Raw genomic sequence first — 19,752 nt, 5'->3', positions numbered from 1 at the left:
TGCATGAACCAGACTCCCCTGCGATTGCTCATCCATGGCGCTTCCGGGCGCATGGGCCAGGCCCTGCTGCGCCTGGCTGCCGAACACCCCGAAACCCTGCAGGTCGTGGCCGCCGTGACCGGCCGCGCACCGGACCAGCGCGTGATCGACGGCGTGCCGTTCTTCGCCGCCAGCGAACTGGCAGGCGCGCCGGCGTTCGACGTGGCGATCGATTTCAGCCTGCCCGAGGGCTTCGACCCGATGCTGGCGCTGTGCGTGGAGCGTGGTGCGGGCCTGGTGTCGGGCACCACCGGCATTTCCAGCGTGCAGCGGCAGGCCCTGGAAGCCGCCGCGGGCGCGATCCCGCTGGTCTGGGCGTCGAACTTCAGCCTGGGCGTGGCGGTGCTGGATGAACTGGTCGAGCGCGCTGCACAGGCGCTGGCCGGCTGGGACTGCGACGTGGTCGAGTCGCACCACACGCAGAAGAAGGATGCGCCGTCGGGTACCGCGCTGACCCTGGGCGCGGCCGCGCAGCGGGGCGGGGCGGAGCCGCACTACGCCAGCCTGCGCGCCGGCGACATCATCGGCGAGCACCTGGTGCAGTTCACCGGCCAGGGCGAGCGCATCGAGCTGGTGCACCGCGCGACCAACCGCGACATCTTCGCCCGCGGCGCGCTGTTTGCCGCCCGCCAGCTGCAGGGGCGGGCGCCGGGCAGCTACCGGGTGCGGGACCTGCTGGACGGTCCGGCGCGCTGATTCCCGGGGTCGGATCCCTTTCCAACGGAAAGGGCTCTGACCCCATCTGGGGGCACCAGGGGTCAGAGCCTTTCCCGTTCGGGAAAGGATCCGACCCCTGCCAATGGCCCGCATACGCTGCCGGATTGAAATGAATACGCAATCGCCTGTTCATAAAGCGATATAACCGCTGGCGCGAGCGCCCCGGCAGCGCTACAATTCGCACTCGCCGAATCACGAAAGCCGGACCGGTCCCAGACCGTACGTCCGCGTTTTTTTGCAACCGGATTTCCGTGAAGCGCAGGCGTGACTTCGGCAGCCCCCTCGGTAGCCAAAGTGAGATTTCCGTGACCCAAGCCGCAATCCTCGTCCTCGAAGACGGCACCGTATTCGAGGGCGAATCCGTAGGCGCGCCCGGCCTGTCCGTCGGTGAGGTGGTGTTCAACACCGCCATGACCGGCTACCAGGAAGTGTTGACCGACCCGTCCTACGCCCGGCAGATGGTCACGCTGACCTATCCGCATATCGGCAACACCGGCATGACCGACCAGGACAATGAAGCGTCCAAGGTGTGGTCGGCCGGCCTGATCGTGCGCGACGTGCCGCGCCGTCCCAGCAACTGGCGCAGCCAGGTGTCGCTGCAGGACTGGCTGATCCAGCGTGGCGTGGTCGCCATCGCCGGCATCGACACCCGCAAGCTGACCCGCATCCTGCGCGAGAAGGGCGCGCAGAACGGTGCGCTGATGGCCGGCGACATCGACGTGGAAAAGGCATTGGAAGCCGCCCGCAAGTTCCCGGGGCTGAAGGGCATGGATCTGGCCAAGGTCGTCACTACCGAGAAGACCTACACCTGGACCGAAGGCCAGCTGGACCTGGACGCCAACGCGTTCGTCAGCGTGCCGGCCAGGTTCAAGGTCGTGGCCTACGACTTCGGCGTGAAGACCAACATCCTGCGCATGCTCGCCGAGCGCGGCTGCGAAGTGACCGTGGTGCCGGCGCAGACCCCGGCTGCCGAGGTGCTGGCACTGAAGCCGGACGGCGTGTTCCTGTCCAACGGCCCGGGTGACCCGGAACCGTGCGACTACGCCATCGAAGCGATCAAGACCTTCATCGACGTGAAGATCCCGACCTTCGGCATCTGCCTGGGCCACCAGCTGCTGGGCCTGGCCTCGGGCGCCAAGACCATGAAGATGGGCCACGGCCACCATGGTGCCAACCACCCGGTGCAGGACCTGGACGACGGCCGGGTGATGATCACCTCGCAGAACCACGGCTTCGCGGTCGACGAATCGACCCTGCCGGCAACCCTGCGCGTGACCCACCGTTCGCTGTTCGACGGCACCAACCAGGGCATCGCCCGCACCGACGTGCCGGCGTTCTCGTTCCAGGGTCACCCGGAAGCGTCGCCTGGCCCGACCGACGTGGGTCCGCTGTTCGACCGCTTCGTGGCCCTGATGGAACAGAGCAAGGCGTGATCAGTTCGCCGCCGGCTTGCCGGTGGCGTCGCGATGGACCGTAAGCCCCCGCATCGCTGCTGCCCCTGGCGCGGCGCTGCGGATCAAGATTCCTGATCGACAGCGTGCGATCACCCCCCTTGTCACGCTGTACTGACTTAGAGAAGAAAATGCCCAAGCGCACTGACCTCAAGACCATCCTCATCATCGGTGCTGGCCCGATCGTCATCGGCCAGGCCTGCGAGTTCGACTACTCCGGCGCCCAGGCCTGCAAGGCCCTGCGTGACGAGGGCTACCGCGTGGTGCTGGTCAACAGCAACCCGGCCACCATCATGACCGACCCGGAGATGGCCGACGCCGTCTACATCGAGCCGATCAACTGGCAGACGGTCGAGAAGATCATCGCCAAGGAAAAGCCCGATGCACTGCTGCCGACCATGGGTGGCCAGACCGCGCTGAACTGCGCGCTGGACCTGGCCGACAACGGCGTGCTGGAGAAGTACAACGTCGAACTGATCGGCGCCAAGCGCGAAGCGATCCGCATGGCTGAAGACCGCGAGCTGTTCCGCGTCGCCATGGGTGAGATCGGCCTGGAGTGCCCGACCGCCGCCGTCGCCCACACCCTGGACGAGGCGCTGGAGATCCAGACCCGCGTCGGCTACCCGACCATCATCCGCCCGAGCTTCACCCTGGGCGGCAGCGGTGGCGGCATCGCCTACAACCGCGAAGAGCTGGTCGACATCGTCAGCCGCGGTCTGGAACTGTCGCCGACCACCGAAGTGCTGGTGGAAGAGTCGGTGCTGGGCTGGAAGGAATTCGAAATGGAAGTGGTCCGCGATACCGCGGACAACTGCATCATCGTCTGCTCGATCGAGAACCTGGACCCGATGGGCGTGCACACCGGTGACTCGATCACCGTGGCCCCGGCGCAGACCCTGACCGACAAGGAATACCAGCGCCTGCGCGATGCCTCCATCGCCGTGCTGCGCAAGATCGGCGTGGACACCGGTGGCTCGAACGTGCAGTTCGGCATCAACCCGAACACCGGTCGCGTGGTCGTCATCGAGATGAACCCGCGCGTGTCGCGTTCCTCGGCGCTGGCCTCCAAGGCCACCGGCTTCCCGATCGCAAAGGTCGCCGCCAAGCTGGCCGTCGGCTACACCCTGGACGAATTGAAGAACGAAATCACCGGCGGTCTGACCCCGGCCTCGTTCGAGCCGTCCATCGACTACGTGGTTACCAAGATTCCGCGTTTTGCCTTCGAGAAGTTCCCGGCCGCCGATGCCCGCCTGACCACCCAGATGAAGTCGGTGGGCGAGGTGATGGCGATGGGCCGCACCTTCCAGGAGTCGATGCAGAAGGCCCTGCGTGGCCTGGAAACCGGCAAGGTCGGCTTCGACCCGACCGGCCTGGACCTGACCAATGAAGACGACCTGCAGACCCTGCGTCGCGAGCTGAAGGCCCCGGGCCCGGAGCGTCTGTTCTACGTGGCCGATGCGTTCCGCGCCGGCATGAGCGTGGAAGAGATCTACGCGCTGTCCTTCATCGACCATTGGTTCCTGGACCAGATCGAGGAAATCATCGCGGCCGAAGCTGAAGTTGCTGCCGGTGGCATCGACGCACTGGACGCCGCGCGCCTGTGCAAGCTGAAGCGCGCCGGTTTCTCCGACGCCCGCCTGGCCCAGCTGACCGGCACCAACGAAGCGGCCATCCGTGCGCTGCGTCGTGCCCACAAGGTGCGCCCGGTCTACAAGCGCGTCGATTCCTGTGCCGGTGAGTTCTCCACCGGTACCGCCTACCTGTACTCGACCTACGAGGACGAGTGCGAGGCCGCGCCGACCAACCGCGACAAGATCATGATCCTCGGCGGTGGCCCGAACCGCATCGGCCAGGGCATCGAGTTCGACTACTGCTGCGTGCACGCGGCACTGGCGCTGCGCGAGGATGGCTTTGAAACCATCATGGTCAACTGCAACCCGGAAACCGTGTCGACCGACTACGACACCTCCGACCGCCTGTACTTCGAACCGCTGACCCTGGAAGACGTGCTGGAAATCGTCGAACTGGAACAGCCGAAGGGCGTGATCGTGCAGTACGGCGGCCAGACGCCGCTGAAGCTGGCGCGCGCGCTGGAAGCCAACGGCGTGCCGGTGATCGGCACCAGCCCGGATTCGATCGATCTGGCCGAAGACCGCGAGCGCTTCCAGCAGCTGGTTGATTCGCTGAAGCTGAAGCAGCCGCCGAACCGCATTGCACGCAACGACCAGGAAGCCCTGCTGCTGGCCCGTGAGATCGGCTACCCGCTGGTGGTGCGCCCGAGCTACGTGCTGGGCGGCCGTGCGATGGAGATCGTCTACGGCGAATCCGACCTGGCCCGCTACGTGCGCGACGCGGTGAAGGTGTCCAACGATTCGCCGGTGCTGCTGGACCGCTTCCTGGACAACGCCGTGGAAGTGGACGTGGACATCATCGCCGACAAGGACGGCAACGTCCTGATCGGTGGCGTGATGGAGCACATCGAAGAAGCCGGCGTGCACTCCGGTGACTCGTCGTGCTCGCTGCCGCCGTACTCGCTGTCGGCCAAGACCCAGGCCGAGCTGCGCCGCCAGGTGGTGGAGCTGGCCAAGGCCCTGAACGTGGTCGGCCTGATGAACACCCAGTTCGCCATCCAGACCAACGACGATGGCGATGACACCATCTACCTGCTGGAAGTGAACCCGCGCGCCTCGCGTACCGTGCCGTTCGTGTCCAAGGCCACCGGCATGGCGCTGGCCAAGATCGCCGCGCGCTGCATGGCCGGCAAGACCCTGGCCGAGCAGGGCGCGACCGAAGAGATCGTGCCGGACTACTACTCGGTGAAGGAAGCGATCTTCCCGTTCGCCAAGTTCCAGGGCGTCGACCCGATCCTTGGGCCGGAAATGCGTTCCACCGGTGAAGTGATGGGCGTCGGTCGCACCTTCAACGCCGCCTTCGCGCGTGCGCAGGAAGCGGGCGGCATCAAGGCCCCGCCGGTCGGCAAGGCCTTCGTCTCGGTGCGTGACCCGGACAAGAAGCGCGTGCTGCCGGTGGCCAAGGCGCTGCTGGCGCGTGGCTACAGCCTGGTCGCTACCCGTGGCACCGCCGCGTGGCTGCAGCAGCACGGCATGGACTGCGAGATCATCAACAAGGTGGTCGAAGGTCGTCCGCACATCGTCGACTCGATCAAGAATGGCGAGATCGTCTACATCGTCAACACGACCGAAGGCCGTGCCGCGATCAACGATTCGTTCTCGATCCGTCGCGAGGCGCTCCAGCACCGCGTCACCTATTCGACCACCATTGCCGGCGCCAAGGCGCTGGTGGATTCACTGGAATTCCGCGGTACCGGCCCCGTCTGGTCGCTGCAGGAGCTGCACAAGGAGTTGAATGCATGAGAGCCCCCATCACGATGAAGGGCGCGCAGAAGCTGCGCGATGAACTGGATCACCTGAAGTCGGTCAAGCGCCCGAAGGTGATCGCCGCGATCGCTGAAGCGCGTGAGCACGGCGACCTGAAGGAGAACGCCGAGTACCACGCCGCGCGCGAGGAACAGGGCTTCATCGAAGGCCGCATCAAGCAGCTGGAAGGCGAGCTGTCGCACGCCGAGATCATCGACGTGAGCAAGCTCAATGCCGGCTCCAAGGTGGTGTTCGGCGCCAGCGTGACCCTGGCCGACGTGGAAACCGACGAAGAGAAGAAGTACCAGATCGTCGGTGACCTGGAAGCGGACATCAAGCTGGGGCTGATCGCCATTTCCTCGCCGGTGGCGCGCGCGATGATCGGCAAGCTGGAAGGCGATTCGATCGTGATCGACGCCCCGGCCGGCCAGCGCGAGTACGAGATCGTCAGCGTCAGCTACGTGGCCTGACCGGGTGGCAACGGCGACCCTGTTGTTGCCGGCACGCAGCCGCTTTGCAGCGGCTGCACTGCCAGACGAGGTGGCGCGCGCCCTGGGCCGCGCCACCGCCGTGCAGCGGGATGCGGGTGAGCGCGCCCAGCTGCAGCGCCACTTCACCGTGGCCGCGCCGCACTGGCCGGTCGCCGCACTGACCCGCCAGCGCGATGTCGGCGATGCCGCTGGCGCGTGCTGGCTGCGCGCCGATCCGGCCTGCATGGTGCCGGACATGCACGGTGCGCGGATGATGGGCCACGGCGAGACGCTGCGGCCGACCCTGGCCGACAGCCTTGCGCTGCTGCCGGTGCTGCAGCCGTTGTTCGCCGATGTCGGCTTCGTGCTGGATGCGCCGGACCCGGCGCGCTGGTACCTGCGCCTGCCGATCGACATCGACCTGCCGACCTTCGACAGCCCCGACGACGTGCTGGGCGATGACCTGTTCTCGCACCTGCCCGAAGGCGAGGCTGGCCGTCGCTGGCGTGCCTTGATGACCGAGGCGCAGGTGCTGCTGCACAACCATTCGTGGAACCAGCAGCGTGCCGCACAGGGCCAGCAGCCGATCAATTCCCTGTGGTTCTGGGGCGGCGGCGTGATGCCGGTGTCTGTGACCACGCAGCACGTGCAGGTGCGCAGCCGCGATGCCCTGCTGCAGGGCCTGGCCCAGGCCGCCGGCGTATCGGTGGATGGCGAGCAGTCCGTCGATGCCCTGGTCGACCTGCGCCAGCTGCGTTCGCTGCAGCAGCTGGGCTACGATGCCATCCGCCCGCTGCTGGTGGCCTTGCAGCGCGGTGAGCTGCAGCGCCTGGTGCTGGATTTCGAAGACGGCCTGCAGTTCCAGCTGGACAAGCGCCAGCGCTGGCAGTTCTGGAAAAAGCCCCGCCAGCTGCACGATTGAGCGGGGTCGGATGAGCGGGGTCGGATCCGTTTTCCTTGGGGAAACGGCTCTGACCCCGATGTTTGTCGCGGTTGCCGGCCAGCGGCCGGCACTACTTCACCGTGCTGACAACGGTCGGCAGCTGCCAATGCCCGCCCGGCATGCCGCGGCACTGGCCGGTCGTGAACTCACTGCTCTTCACGAAGCGCGCGCCATCCCACGCCCAGTCATGGCCGGAAATGCAGTCGCCGATGCCGCGGCCACGGAAGCGCCCCTGCAGCAGGCGCGACTCCCGATCAAAGTCCTCCGCATCGGAGGTCACGAACTGCGCCTGGTACGGCGCCTTGTCCTGTACCACCCAGTAGCCGCTGCTGAAGTTGTATGCCCCCCTGAAGCAGCTGGTGCTGGCCAGCACATGCCCGGCATCAAGCCGCTGGATCTCGATCTCATCCTGCTCGCCCTCGCTTACGCGCATGCATTCGTCGGCATCCGGAAGCGCAGCGATCATCGCCTTGCGCAGCGCTGGCACCTTGGTCAATGCCGCATCCGTGCTGCGCGGTGCCAACAGCGCACCACGCACGATCACCGGCACCGGCAGTGCTGCCGGCACGCTCGCTTCCGCCTTGTCGCCACGGCGCACCAGCGCACCAGGCGTTCCCAGCCGACCCTGCGCCTCATCCATCTTCAACAGCACGGCCGTGGCGCCGCTGTCGGAGATCGGCCACAGCTTGCCCTTGCCATCGACGATCTCGATGCGCGCCTTGCGGGGCAGGGCGGCGACCAGGGCATCGGTCTGCGCCTGCTTCAGCAACACCTTCTCGGCATTGCCGGTGTCCTGCACGGGACCCAGGTCCTTGCCATTCAGGCGCAGGCGCAGCGCGCCGGTCGGCATCGGGCTTTCACCATCCTCGCCATTGCGCAGGCGCGCGATCACCGGCGCATTGGGGCCACCTGCACGTTCCAGCATCAGGCTGAGCAGGTTGCCGGGCTCTTCAGCGCTGTAACCCACGGCGCGGCAGGTGCGGGTGTTGTCACAGGCCAGCGACCAGTCGTTGTGCTCGAACTCCACGCCGGCCTTCGGCTCGGGCGTGGCGGCGTGGGCGGCCGGGGCGAGGGCGAGGGCCAGGAACAGAATGTGGCGCATGGACAGAAATCCGTTTCGGGGCCGGCAAGCATGGAAGAAACGGCGGGGGATTCCAAATGCTTCAGACGGCGTCAGAGCCCTCTGCAGGCAGAGGGGTCCAACCCCGGGCTCCAAATGCTTCCGATGGGGTCAGAGCCCTCTGCGGGCAGAGGGGTCTGACCCCGCGCTATCATGGTGACGTCTTCCGCAACCCGGCGATGCCGATGTCCCTTGCCGCCGATGCTGCGCTGCCTGTGTCCGATACCCCGATGATCCTGCGCCGCGAGCCGGTGCAGCCTGGTGCATGGCCCGACGACACGCTGCCGCTGCTGGCCCGCCTGTACGCCAGCCGCGGCGCGACCACGCCGGACCTTGCGCTGCCGCGGCTGGGCAACCTGCATGCGCCTGAGCTGCTGACCGGCATCGACGCGGCGGTCGCGCTGCTGGTCGAGGCCATCGCCAACGACAAGCGCATCCTGGTGGTGGGCGATTTTGATTGCGATGGCGCCACCGCCTGCGCGGTCGGCGTGCGCGGCCTGCGCATGCTCGGCGCACAGCATGTGTTCCATGCCGTGCCCAACCGCATGGTGCACGGCTACGGCCTGTCGCCCTCGCTGGTGGAGGAGCTGGCCGAACTGCAGCCGGACCTGCTGGTCACCGTCGACCACGGCATTGCCTGCCATGCCGGCGTCAACGCCGCCAAGGCGCGTGGTTGGCAGGTGCTGGTCACCGACCACCATCTGCCGGGACCGCTGCTGCCACCGGCCGATGTCATCGTCGACCCGAACCTGGAGGGCGACGACTTCCCCAGCAAATCGCTGGCCGGTGTCGGCGTCATCTTCTATGTGCTGATGGCCCTGCGCCGGCAGATGCGCGAAGCCGGTGTCTTCGCCGATGGCAAGGGTCCGGACCTGACCACGCTGCTGGATCTGGTGGCAGTCGGTACCGTCGCCGATCTGGTTGTGCTGGATGCCAACAACCGCGCCCTGGTCAGCGCCGGCCTGCGTCGGCTGCGTGCAGGCCATGCCTGCGTCGGCCTGAAAGCGCTTATCGAAGCCAGCGGTCGTGATGCCGCACGGCTGACGGCCACCGACATTGGTTTCGCGCTCGGCCCACGCCTCAATGCGGCCGGCCGCCTCGAGGACATGGCGCTCGGCATTGCCCTGCTGCTGACCGAAGATCCGCGCCAGGCCCGCGACATCGCCCAGACCCTGGAGCAGATCAACGCCGAGCGCCGCGCCGTGCAGCAGTCGATGACAGACGACGCCGAGCAGGCGCTGTCGCGCGTGGTGCTGCAGTCCGAGGGCGAGCGCCCGGTGGCGGCCTGCCTGTTCGATGCCGACTGGCACCCCGGCGTGGTCGGCCTGGTCGCATCGAAGATGAAGGACCGACTGCATCGCCCGGTGATCGCCTTCGCACCCGCCGAGCCCGGCGCCGACACCCTGCGCGGGTCGGCCCGTTCCATCCCGGGCCTGCATATCCGTGATGCACTGGCACTGGTCGACGCACGTCATCCCGGACTGGTCGAGCGCTTCGGTGGCCACGCGATGGCCGCCGGCTTGAGCATGCGCCTGGAGCATCTGCCCGCGTTCGAGGCCGCCTTCGTCGCCATCGTGCAGGAAGTGCTGGACCCGGCCGCGCTGCAGCAGCATGTGCTCAGCGACGGCGAACTGGGTGTGCACGAACTCGACCACCGCCATGCCGACGCCCTGCGCCTGGCCGGTCCCTGGGGGCAGGGCTTCCCCGAGCCGCTGTTCGACGGCCATTTCGAAGTGGCCAACTGGCGCGTGCTGAAAGAGCGCCATCTGAAGCTGGAACTGCGCCTGCCCGGCCTGCCGGGCACGGTCAACGCCATCCACTTCGGCGGCTGGCACGGCAATGCACCGAGCCGCCACGTACACCTGGCCTACCGCCTGGCCTGCGATGATTACCGCGGCGGCACCGCGATCCAGCTGATCGTGGAGCACTGCCTTCCTGCCTGACAGCGGAGCGCCGCGCTTCGCGCTCGCCGGCGCTACCAGCGGCCCCGCACGCAGCGGTAGCGCCGGGCCATGCCCGGCGGAATGCATCCACGTTCGACCCGTAACCCCACCTGCCGTGTTGGTGCGTTGAACCGTCCACGATCCCACTGGAGCCGTGCCATGGTCTTTGCCCGCTGTGCCCCCCTGATCCTGCTGGTGCTGGCGGCCTGGCCCGTTGACGCGCAGTCGCCCCGCCACGCGCGGCCTCAGCCCAGCACGCCGCTGCTGATCGCCCCGGCCGCCGAGCAGCCGATCCAGCTGCGCGAGGCCCGCATCGAAGGCGAGGTCCAGGCCGGCATCGCGCAGACCCGCATCACCCTGGAATTCCACAATCCCAACAGCCGCGTGCTGGAAGGCGAGCTGCAGTTCCCGCTGGGGGATGGCCAGCAGATCAGCGGCTTCGCGCTGGACATCAATGGCGAGCTGCGCGAGGCGGTACCGGTGCCGAAGGATCGCGGCCGCCAGGTGTTCGAGGAGATCGCCCGCCGCAGCGTCGATCCGGGCCTGCTGGAACAGACGGCGGGCAACCAGTTCCGCCTGCGCGTGTATCCGCTGCCGGCCGGCGGCAGCCGCCGCGTGCAGCTGGTGGTGCGTGAGCCGCTGGCCTACGCCGGTAACGGCTGGCAATGGGCATTGCCGCTGCAGTTCGCTGCAGGCGCGGGCTCGGTAAAGCTGGATCTGCAGGCAGCAGGCGCTGCGACTACCGGCAAGGCGCCATTCGCCCTGCAGGGCGGTCAGCTGCACTGGCAGGGGCGTGGCGCACAACTGCCGGCACAGCTGCAGTGGACCCTGCCTGCGGTGCGCCAGTCGCAGGTGCAGGTGGCGAAGTGGCAGGACGGTCACTACCTGCTGGCCCAGCTGCCGGTGCCCGCTGACCGTGCGCCGCGCACGGTGCCGAGCGAGGTCGGCCTGCTCTGGGATGGCTCCGGTTCCGCCGGCCAGCGCGACCGCACCCGCGAGTTCGCGCTGCTGGACCGCTACTTCGCGGCGATGGGCGAGGGCAATGTCGTGCTGACCGTGCTGCGCGACCGCCCCGAGGCCGAGCGGCGGTTCCGCATCCGCAAGGGCGACTGGAGCGCGCTGCGCCAGGCGCTGCAGCAGGTACGGCCGGACGGCGCCAGCGCGCTGGCCAACTGGCAGCCGCAGCCCGGCGTAAAGGAATACCTGCTGGTCAGTGATGGGCTGCTGACCTACGGCCCGGAAGCACTGCCGACGCTTGCCGCTGGCCAGCGCCTGTTCGCGATCAGCAGTGCCGGCGCACGCACGGATGTCACCCGTCTGCGTGGCTGGAGCGAGGCCCACGGCGGCCGTTTCGTGGCGCTGGGCAATGACCTGCAGGCTGCCGCGCGCGAACTGCTGTCCGCGCCGCTGGATATCCAGATCGACGCCGGGCGTGGCGTGCAGGATGTGGTGATCGATCGCCGCAGCGAAGCGCAGGGCTGGCTGTGGCTGCATGCTCGCCTCGCGGCCGAGGGCGTGCCGATGCGCGTGCGCGTCGATGGGGGCAAATGGCAGGCGCTACCGTCGACCCCCCGCAGCGACGATGGCGACCTGCTGGCTGGCCTGTGGGCGCAGGCGCGCCTGCAGCAGCTGGCGGTGGACCGGCGCAGCAACCGTGAAGCGATGCAGCGCCTGTCGCAGCAGTTCGGGCTGGTGGGCCCGGATACCTCGCTGATCGTGCTGGAAACCCTGCAGGACTACCTGCGCTACGCGATCCGCCCGGCCGGTGCGCTGCGCGCCGACTATGACCGCGGCTATGCGCGCCAGGTCGCTGACCGTGCAGCCGAGGACCGCCGCAGGCTCGACAAGGTGGCCGCACAGTGGAAGGAGCGCCAGCAGTGGTGGAACCGCAGCTGGCCGAAGCAGGCGCCGCCGTCTGCGGCGAAGGAGATCCTCCACGACCAATCGGCCGCCAGTGCACCGATGGCACTGCTCGCCGCGCCCGCACCGGCCGCACCTGCGCCGCCGCCCGCACCCATGGTGGCCGCCGAATCGCGGATGGAGACCGCCCGTGCACGCCGTCAGGCCCCGGCGGCCGCCACATCCCTGGATGCCATCGCGGTGACCGGGTCGGCGATCGAGGATGAGGCGGCGCCGGCAAACAACGGCCAGCTCGGCATCCAGCTGGCGGCATGGCAGCCGGATTCGCCGGTGGCCCGTCGCCTGCGCCAGGGGCCGCCCGCCCAGCTGTATGACCGCTACCTGGCCGAGCGTGCCGCGCATGCCGACAGCAGCGCGTTCTTCCTCGACGTCGCCGATCTGCTGCTGCAGCAGCACCAGCGCGAGCTGGCGCTGCGCGTGCTGTCCAACCTGGCCGAGATGGACCTGGACAACCGCCACCTGCTGCGCGTACTCGGCTACCGCTTGCTGCAGGCCGACGCGCCCGCGCTGGCCGTGCCGGTGTTCGAACAGGTGCTGGCGATGGGGCAGGAGGAGCCGCAGAGCTTCCGCGATCTCGGCCTGGCGCTGGCCGCAGCCGGCAAGCCGCAACAGGCGCTGGAGCCGCTGTACCAGGTGGTGGTGCGTCCGTGGGATGGCCGTTTCGATGGCATCGCCCTGATCGCGCTGGATGAGCTGACCAACCTGGTGTCACGCAGCCGGCCGACGCTCGATACCCGCGGCATCGATCCACGCCTGCTGCAGGCGATGCCGCTGGACCTGCGCGTGGTGCTGGCCTGGGACGCCGACAACAGCGACATGGACCTGTGGGTGACCGACCCCAACGGCGAGCGCGCGTACTACGGCAACCGGCTGACCTACCAGGGCGGACAGATGTCGCAGGACTTCACCGGCGGCTACGGCCCCGAGCAGTTCTCGCTGCGCGATGCCAAGCCCGGCAGGTACAAGGTGGAGGCCAACTACTTCGGCAGCCGCCAGCAGCTGGTGACCGGCGCGACCACCCTGATGTTGCGGCTGACCACCCATTGGGGCACGCCGCGGCAGAAGGACCAGATGGTCACCATGCGATTGAAGGATCGCGCGGAGACTGTGCTGGTGGGCGAGTTCGAGGTGCGGTAGAGCCACGCCATGCGTGGCTGCGTGGAATCCACCGCGTCCGCCGGGCATGGCCCGGCGCTACCTCGCCCGATTCATCCACGCATGGCGTGGATCTACGATGCGCGGCGGGCTGCCTTGGAGTAGAGCCACGCCATGCGTGGCTGCCATTCGCCCGCGCAAAGTCGAGCTGGCTCGACTCTACGTTTCTCCCGGGATCGGTGCGGGATAGCGGCGAAGGACTTGGACCTTCTCGACCGGACAATCCGCGTAGACCCAGTGTGTCCATTCCGAGACGAGCCATTCAGTGCGCACGCTGCGCCCATTTGGACTCGCGGATTCTCGTGGAAGAAGCACCAGGATCAGTCCAGCCTTATGCCCTGTGCAGACGATGAGTCCATGAGGACGCTGCTCATCAGGATTATCGAACAGCATGAGATCGACCATTTCTTCGTGGGGCCACACTCCAGGGAAGCGGAAGATGGTCCCATGGCTCAGCTCATCGTCGGTGAGTTCAAGTAGCGGTTGCAGGTTGGATGTCATCGTGACGCCTGTGGCCGGATCTGGCGCGATTGCGGGCCTCGACGCATAGAACACGTTCCTGTGTGGAAGTCGACCGGGGAGAGTCGCAAGGTGCGGTGGCACATTCAATGCGAATAATTGCAATTGCCGTGAGGTTGGGTATCAGGTGCCGGCGGCCCTGCGCGGAATCCACCGTGCCAGCGCAATGCCTCCACCGAGGATCAGCAGCGTGCCTACGGTGTGCCACAACAATGCCGTAACCGGTGCATCCGGCAGCGAAATGATGTCTGCGAGCCAGCCAACGGCCGGCCGCGCCAACAGGTAGACCACCACCACGGCCAACACGCGCAGCACCCGCTGCACGACACCCTGCGGATCGGCCGGCCAGCCGCGCCACTGCAGCCACGCCACCAGCAGGGCAAGTGCGAGCAGGCGCGAGGCTTCACCCAGCGGTACCAGGGGCGTCCACAACGAGGCCCACGACAACGTCACGCCCAGGCCCAGCAGCACCGGCAGCTGCCAGCGCCGTTCTCCACGCAGCCCAGGCATCAACTGCCACGCCAGCAGAGCGACGCCGACACCTATCAACCAACCGGCCAGCACATCGGCCAGGAAGTGCCGGCCCAGATACATGCGCGAGATCGCCATCAGCAGGGGCCAGCCCAGCACCAGCGTCCAGCGCAGCCAGCGGCGGCGGATGCCGAATGCCAGCAGCAGGGCGACGCCCGCCGCGGTAGTGATGCCCACGTGACCACTGTTGAAGCCATAGTCGGCGTGCGGCTGCGCCCGCAGCATCGCGGTGGCCTGCGCATCGGGCAGTGCCCAGAAGGTATGGCCGCCGCCATCCACCACGAACGGGTGCGAAGGCTCGCCTTTGTCCAGCACCGCCGCATCCACGTCGGAGGGGCGGGGCAGGGCGGCGCTCTGCTTGATCGCATGCGTGGTGCAGGCCATCAGCAGCACCGCCAGCATCACGCAGAGGCCGGCGCGCAGGCGTGCACCGAACGCACACACCAGGATCAGCGCGGTGTAGGCCATTTCATAGCCGAGCAGGCTGATGAACTGCATCACCGACAGGAACCAGTCGGCGTCGAAGGTGTGCTGCAACCACAGGTGCCACTGCGTCTGGAACATCCGTTGTCCTCATCATCCGTTGGTAATCCGGCCAGGTAGAGCTGAGCCGATGCTCGGCTCATGACCGAAGCAGCCGAGTGTGGACCCGGCTCTACACCGGCGCAACACGTGCCACGGGCAGCGATGAGGCGTCGTTGCGCAGGCCGAACAGCGGGCGCAGCCAGCGCACGCGACGGACCAGCAGTTCGTGGATCAGCAGGCAGCCGCCGATGGTGCCGGCCACCAGCAGGGCGGGTTCCAGCCACGGGCCAAGCTGCAGTGGGCGCAGTGCATACAGCAGCGCGATCAGCACGGTCTGGTGCAGGATGTACCAGCTGAACACCGCTTGCCGGCAATAGCCCAGCCCTGGCCACGGGCGGTACAGCAGCACCCGGCCCCAGCCGAACAGGGCCAGCAGCATGCACCAGGTATAGAGCGCACGGCCGATGCGTTCGGTCTGGCCCCACGGCAGTGCCAGTACCCAGGCGTCGACGTCGCCCACATGCGGCAGCCGGGCCAGTGCGCGGATGCCCAGTTCCAGGCACAGCCCCAGCACGGCCAGCGCCAGGGTCAGCCGGCGCCCGCGGACCAGCAGCTCCCAGCCCCGCTGCCAGCGTGAAGCCATGAAGCCGCCAAGGAACAGCGGCAGCGACTCGGCGTGCACATAGACGTCGTCCAGCAGCGCGTGGGTGGGCGGCCAGCGTGGCATCAACACCAGCAGCGCCCAGGCCAGCCAGGCCACCGGCAGCACCAGCAGCAGTGCGCCAAGCACACGGTCGCTGATCTGCCAGCGCGGCAGCGCCCCACCCAGCGGTCGCAGCAGGCTGGCCAGCACCACCGCGAGCACGGTGTAGGGCAGCAGATAGGCCAGGTACCAGAGGTGGTTCCAGGTGAAGCCATAGGCGGCGCCACTGAAATGCGCGCCCGGCCACGGCTGGAACTGCCAGTAGCGCCACAGGAACCGGGCCAGCCCCGGCGCCACGTCGCCCTTGTCCAGGGCCTCGTAGTAGGCCTGCAGGGATACCACCGCGACGATGCCGAACAACAGCGGCAGCTGCAGGCGCCAGCATCTGCGCAGCGTGTGCCGCCAGCACCCGTGCTCGGGCAGCGACAGGCCCAGGGCGATGCCGCTGATGGCGAACAGCAGCGGCATCCGCCAGCGGTTCATCGCGATCATCGGCCATTGCAGCCACTCGGCGGTGTAAGCGCTCTTGAGGTGGAAATCCCAGCCGGCCACATAGGCCATGGCGGCATGGTAGAGGATCAGCAGCGCAAAGGCGGCGATGCGCAGGGTGTCCAGATCGTGGCGACGGTGCATGGGCGGCGGGCATCGGAAAGAAGCTGCAGCGTCCGCCTGCCTGGCCTTGTCCACCAGCGGGAGGGGCGCAATGGCGGCCGCGCTGGGGCCAATGGTGGGGTGGCAGGGACCAATGGCGGATGCGCGCAGGGCCGGATGGGCAACAATGGCGGCATGGAAAGTGGAGATCCGGCGGCGTTGCCCGTCCCAGCTGCAGAGCGTCCGCATCGCCCAGGGCTGACCGCCGTGTTCTGGGCGGTGCTGTTCCTGGGTACTGCGGTCGCCAATGTGCTGGTGAAGTGGATGCGGGCGTTGCGTGACGGCGAGGCCTTCCCGGCAGGGGCAACCTCGATCGAGGAGTTCAGCAGTGCGCTGGCCAGCCTCGGCCTGCTGGCCCTGCTGCATGCCGCCGCGCGGCGCTGGCCGCTGCATGCAGACACTTGGCGCCGCCGGATCGGCTTCTATGTGCTGGGTGGCATTGCCTGGTGGCTGCTGCACGTCAGCGCCATGGTCCTGCTGCGCAAGCTGGCCTTTGCCGTGATCGGCCAGCACTACACCTATGGCGACTGGCCGGCGCAGTGGTTCTACGAGTTCTTCAAGGACGTGCAGACCTACAGCCTGCTGGTGGTGGCCGTGCATGCGGTGGCCTGGTTCGGTCGCCAGCGGCAGGGTGAGGCGCACCTGCTGGCGCCGCCCGACGACGGCCCGCCGGTCGAACCGGTCGAGCGCCCGCAGCACTTTCTGGTACGCAAGCTGGGCAAGGAGTTCCTGGTGGCTACCGGCGATGTGGAGTACGCCCAGGCCGCCGGCAACTACGTGAACCTGCGGGTGCGCGGCCACGATTACCCGCTGCGCATCACCATGGCGGCGCTGGAGCAGCGGCTGGACCCGGCCGTTTTCCTGCGCCCGCACCGCAGCTGGCTGATCCACCGCGGCCAGCTGCGTTCGATCGAGCCACTGGACGGCGGTGAGGCCCTGCTGCACATGGCTGACGGGGCGAAGGTGCCGTGCAGCCGGCGGCAGTTGCCGCTGCTGCGGCAGGCGCTGGCCGGGGCGGGTGGGGCCGGCGGGTAGCGTCGGCGGGTAGAGTCGACTGTCAGTCGACTGCTGTTCGTTCAGGTTCCGGTGAAGCCCGCGCTGCGCGCGATAGTCGACTGGCAGTCGACTCTACCGTCGGCCCCCTCATGCCGCGAACCCCGGCCTGCGGTATCATTGGCAGTCATCTATTTAGTGCATAACCGCCGACATGATCGAACTGAATCCTGTCCGCCAGCGCATCACCGATCTGACCGATCGTGTGGTGTCGCTCAGGGGGTATCTTTGACTACGACGCCAAGAAAGAGCGTCTCGAAGAAGTAACGCGGGAGCTGGAAAGCCCCGACGTCTGGAACAACGCCGAATACGCGCAGAACCTGGGCCGTGAACGCTCCAGCCTGGAGAAGACCGTGGGCGGCATCGCCGCGGTGCTCGACGGCCTGACCGATGCGACCGAACTGCTGGAACTGGCTGAATCCGAACAGGACGAAGATACCGCCCTGGCCGTGGTCGCCGATCTGGACAAGCACCAGGCGCACGTCGAGAAGCTGGAATTCCAGCGCATGTTCTCCGGCGAGATGGACAATGCCGCGGCGTTCGTCGACATCCAGGCCGGTGCCGGTGGTACCGAAGCCCAGGACTGGGCGGAAATCCTGCTGCGCATGTACCTGCGCTGGTGCGAATCGCGCGGTTGGAAGACCGAGCTGATGGAAGTGTCCGGCGGCGACGTGGCCGGCATCAAGTCGGCGACGCTGCGCGTGGAAGGCGATTACGCCTATGGCTGGCTGAAGACCGAGACCGGCGTGCACCGCCTGGTGCGCAAGTCGCCGTTCGACTCGGACAACCGCCGCCACACCAGCTTCACCTCGGTGTTCGTGTCGCCGGAAATCGATGACAACATCGATATCACCATCAACCCGGCCGACCTGCGTACCGACGTGTACCGCTCGTCCGGTGCCGGTGGCCAGCACGTGAACAAGACCGAGTCGGCGGTGCGTATCACCCACATCCCGACCAACATCGTCGTGGCCTGCCAGACCGGCCGCAGCCAGCACCAGAACCGCGACAACGCGATGAAGATGCTGGCCGCCAAGCTGTACGAGCTGGAGATCCAGAAGCGCAACGCCGAGAAGGACGCGGTGGAAGCCACCAAGTCCGACATCGGCTGGGGCAGCCAGATCCGCAACTACGTGCTCGACCAGAGCCGTATCAAGGACCTGCGCACCGGCATCGAGCGTTCGGACACGCAGAAGGTGCTCGACGGCGACCTGGACGAGTTCGTCGAGGCCAGCCTGAAGGCCGGCCTGGCCGTGGGTTCCAAGCGCATCGATGCCTGATCCACGCGCCTGCGCGGATATCATCGCCCTCGTGCGCAATGCCGAGGGCGGCTGAATCGGCTTTCTGTAGAGCCGAGCCATGCTCGGCTTCTTTTCGCGGGCTGGCAGATGCGTCGAGCATGGCTCGACGCTACAACAAGTGCGGCGGTAGCGATGATGCGCAGCGAGAGTGAACGCAAGGAACTGGGCGGCTTCCTGAAAGCCTGCCGCGCCCGTGTCGACCCCGCCACGCTTGGCCTGCCGGCCGGGCGTCGGCGCACCCCGGGTCTGAAGCGCGAGGAAGTGGCGCTGGCCATCGGGGTCAGTGTCAGCTGGTACACCTGGATCGAGCAGGGCCGCGAAGTGCGTGCCTCGCCCGAAGTGCTCGAACGCCTGGCCACGGTGCTGCGCCTGAGCGATGACGAGCGCGCGTACGCCTTCGCGCTGTCCGGTTACGGCGTGCCGCTGGAGTCACCGGACGAAAGCGTGACTGACGGCCTGCGCCAGCTGGTGGAGGCGATGCAGCCGATCCCTGCCTACGTCCGTAACACGCGCTTCGACATCCTGGCCTGGAACGCGGCCATTGCCGATCTGTTCGTGGATTACAGCCAGTTCCCGCCGAACCAGCGCAACACGCTGTGGCTGATGTTCCTGTACGCGCCTTACCGCGAACGCATCCTCAACTGGGAAGAAATGAGCCGCGGCCTGCTGGCCGGGTTCCGGGCGGCGATGGCGCAGGCGCCGGACAAGGCGCCGTTCCTGGCGCTGGCCGAGGACATTTCGGCGCAGAGCGAGCAGTTCCGCCTATGGTGGCCGGAGCATGACGTCCGTCGTTTCGACGAGGGGGCCAAGAAGCTGATGCATCCCACGCGCGGGTTGCTGGACCTGCAGTACGTGGCGCTGGTGCCGGAGAGCCGGCACGATCTTTCGCTGGTGACCTACCTGCCGCGGAAGTAGGGGGGTTGTCCGGCAGGGCTTGCAGCCCTGCACCTGCTTCAAGCCACCGCAACGTCAAAGGCAAGAGCGGGCTATCCGAGGGTTGGCGGGGCACTGTGGGTTTGCGGGGACGCCGTGAACCCCCCTCCGGGGTCCGGCCCAGCCGCTGGCGGCTGGGCGTTCGGGCGCTTGCGAAGCAGTGCTTCGCAATCAAAGCGCCCTCACCCATGGAGCAACTGTGTTGCCGGAGGGGCGCCAGCCCTTCCAGCAGACGCGCACGGTAGTGCCGGCCGCTGGCCGGCAGCCTCTGAGGATGCCCAGATACGCGTCTGTTAAGCGGGGATCGGTCCGCTTTCAGCGTCGCGCACGCGGGCGTTGAGGATCACCAGCATCTTCCGCATCACCGCCACGATGGCCACCTTGCCCTCCTTGCCGCGGGC

The 19,752-nt window shown here is 67.6% G+C and carries 14 protein-coding genes and 1 pseudogene; 10 read left to right on the top strand and 5 right to left on the bottom strand.

The window, feature by feature from the left end; genetic code table 11:
• Positions 1-3: 3 nt before the first annotated feature.
• From dapB to ACVOK1_RS13695, 5 genes are all read left to right on the top strand, one after another.
• Positions 4-735: a 4-hydroxy-tetrahydrodipicolinate reductase gene (dapB, locus tag ACVOK1_RS13715; protein WP_481562391.1), complete on the top strand. Its 732-nt coding sequence runs from the start codon at positions 4-6 to the stop codon at positions 733-735.
• Positions 736-1,061: 326 nt separating this feature from the next.
• Positions 1,062-2,189: a glutamine-hydrolyzing carbamoyl-phosphate synthase small subunit gene (gene carA, locus ACVOK1_RS13710; protein ID WP_108768737.1), complete on the top strand. Its 1,128-nt coding sequence runs from the start codon at positions 1,062-1,064 to the stop codon at positions 2,187-2,189.
• 149 nt (positions 2,190-2,338) lie between these two features.
• The gene (gene carB, locus ACVOK1_RS13705; RefSeq protein WP_481562390.1) at positions 2,339-5,581 is read left to right on the top strand and encodes a carbamoyl-phosphate synthase large subunit; all 3,243 of its coding nucleotides are present in this window, start codon (positions 2,339-2,341) and stop codon (positions 5,579-5,581) included.
• A gap of 8 nt (positions 5,582-5,589) precedes the next feature.
• Positions 5,590-6,054: a transcription elongation factor GreA gene (gene greA / locus ACVOK1_RS13700; RefSeq protein ID WP_481562401.1), complete on the top strand. Its 465-nt coding sequence runs from the start codon at positions 5,590-5,592 to the stop codon at positions 6,052-6,054.
• 4 nt (positions 6,055-6,058) lie between these two features.
• Positions 6,059-6,976: a phosphoglycerate mutase gene (locus tag ACVOK1_RS13695; protein WP_481562389.1), complete on the top strand. Its 918-nt coding sequence runs from the start codon at positions 6,059-6,061 to the stop codon at positions 6,974-6,976.
• Positions 6,977-7,067: 91 nt separating this feature from the next.
• Here ACVOK1_RS13695 and ACVOK1_RS13690 read toward each other — a convergent pair whose 3' ends face one another.
• Positions 7,068-8,099, bottom strand: coding sequence for a DUF1176 domain-containing protein (locus ACVOK1_RS13690; RefSeq protein WP_406231604.1), 1,032 nt, complete (start codon positions 8,097-8,099; stop codon positions 7,068-7,070).
• Positions 8,100-8,302: 203 nt separating this feature from the next.
• Between ACVOK1_RS13690 and recJ the strand changes: the two genes are divergently transcribed.
• Positions 8,303-10,060: a single-stranded-DNA-specific exonuclease RecJ gene (recJ, locus tag ACVOK1_RS13685; RefSeq protein WP_481562400.1), complete on the top strand. Its 1,758-nt coding sequence runs from the start codon at positions 8,303-8,305 to the stop codon at positions 10,058-10,060.
• Positions 10,061-10,219: 159 nt separating this feature from the next.
• The gene (locus tag ACVOK1_RS13680; RefSeq protein WP_481562388.1) at positions 10,220-13,117 is read left to right on the top strand and encodes a VIT domain-containing protein; all 2,898 of its coding nucleotides are present in this window, start codon (positions 10,220-10,222) and stop codon (positions 13,115-13,117) included.
• A gap of 177 nt (positions 13,118-13,294) precedes the next feature.
• Here ACVOK1_RS13680 and imm45 read toward each other — a convergent pair whose 3' ends face one another.
• The 3 genes from imm45 to ACVOK1_RS13665 form a co-directional block, all read right to left on the bottom strand.
• A complete protein-coding gene (gene imm45, locus ACVOK1_RS13675) occupies positions 13,295-13,636 on the bottom strand; it encodes an Imm45 family immunity protein (protein ID WP_481562387.1) in 342 nt (113 codons plus the stop codon).
• A 141-nt stretch (positions 13,637-13,777) separates the two neighbouring features.
• Complete coding sequence (locus ACVOK1_RS13670) at positions 13,778-14,749, bottom strand: phosphatase PAP2 family protein (protein ID WP_481562386.1); 972 nt, start codon at positions 14,747-14,749, stop codon at positions 13,778-13,780.
• A 91-nt stretch (positions 14,750-14,840) separates the two neighbouring features.
• The gene (locus tag ACVOK1_RS13665) at positions 14,841-16,046 is read right to left on the bottom strand and encodes an acyltransferase family protein (RefSeq protein WP_481562385.1); all 1,206 of its coding nucleotides are present in this window, start codon (positions 16,044-16,046) and stop codon (positions 14,841-14,843) included.
• A gap of 153 nt (positions 16,047-16,199) precedes the next feature.
• Between ACVOK1_RS13665 and ACVOK1_RS13660 the strand changes: the two genes are divergently transcribed.
• From ACVOK1_RS13660 to ACVOK1_RS13650, 3 genes are all read left to right on the top strand, one after another.
• Positions 16,200-17,099, top strand: coding sequence for a LytTR family DNA-binding domain-containing protein (locus tag ACVOK1_RS13660; RefSeq protein ID WP_481562384.1), 900 nt, complete (start codon positions 16,200-16,202; stop codon positions 17,097-17,099).
• Between the two features lie 172 nt (positions 17,100-17,271).
• Positions 17,272-18,397, top strand: a protein-coding gene (gene prfB / locus ACVOK1_RS13655) for a peptide chain release factor 2 (protein WP_108768747.1) whose coding sequence is annotated in 2 segments (ribosomal slippage) — positions 17,272-17,346 and positions 17,348-18,397 — 1,125 coding nt in all. Because the reading frame shifts where the segments join, the coding sequence is not laid out codon by codon here.
• A gap of 153 nt (positions 18,398-18,550) precedes the next feature.
• Positions 18,551-19,333 carry a helix-turn-helix transcriptional regulator gene (locus tag ACVOK1_RS13650; protein WP_200753653.1) on the top strand — a complete coding sequence of 261 codons (783 nt, stop codon included), beginning with the start codon at positions 18,551-18,553 and terminating at the stop codon, positions 19,331-19,333.
• A gap of 311 nt (positions 19,334-19,644) precedes the next feature.
• Here ACVOK1_RS13650 and ACVOK1_RS13645 read toward each other — a convergent pair.
• Positions 19,645-19,752: pseudogene (locus tag ACVOK1_RS13645) on the bottom strand (IS110 family transposase); the annotation flags it as partial.

The sequence above is a fragment of the Stenotrophomonas sp. STEN087 genome, from assembly GCF_056759115.1.
Note: the sequence above shows the minus strand (reverse complement) of the source record. Positions and strands in the feature narration are given on the sequence as shown.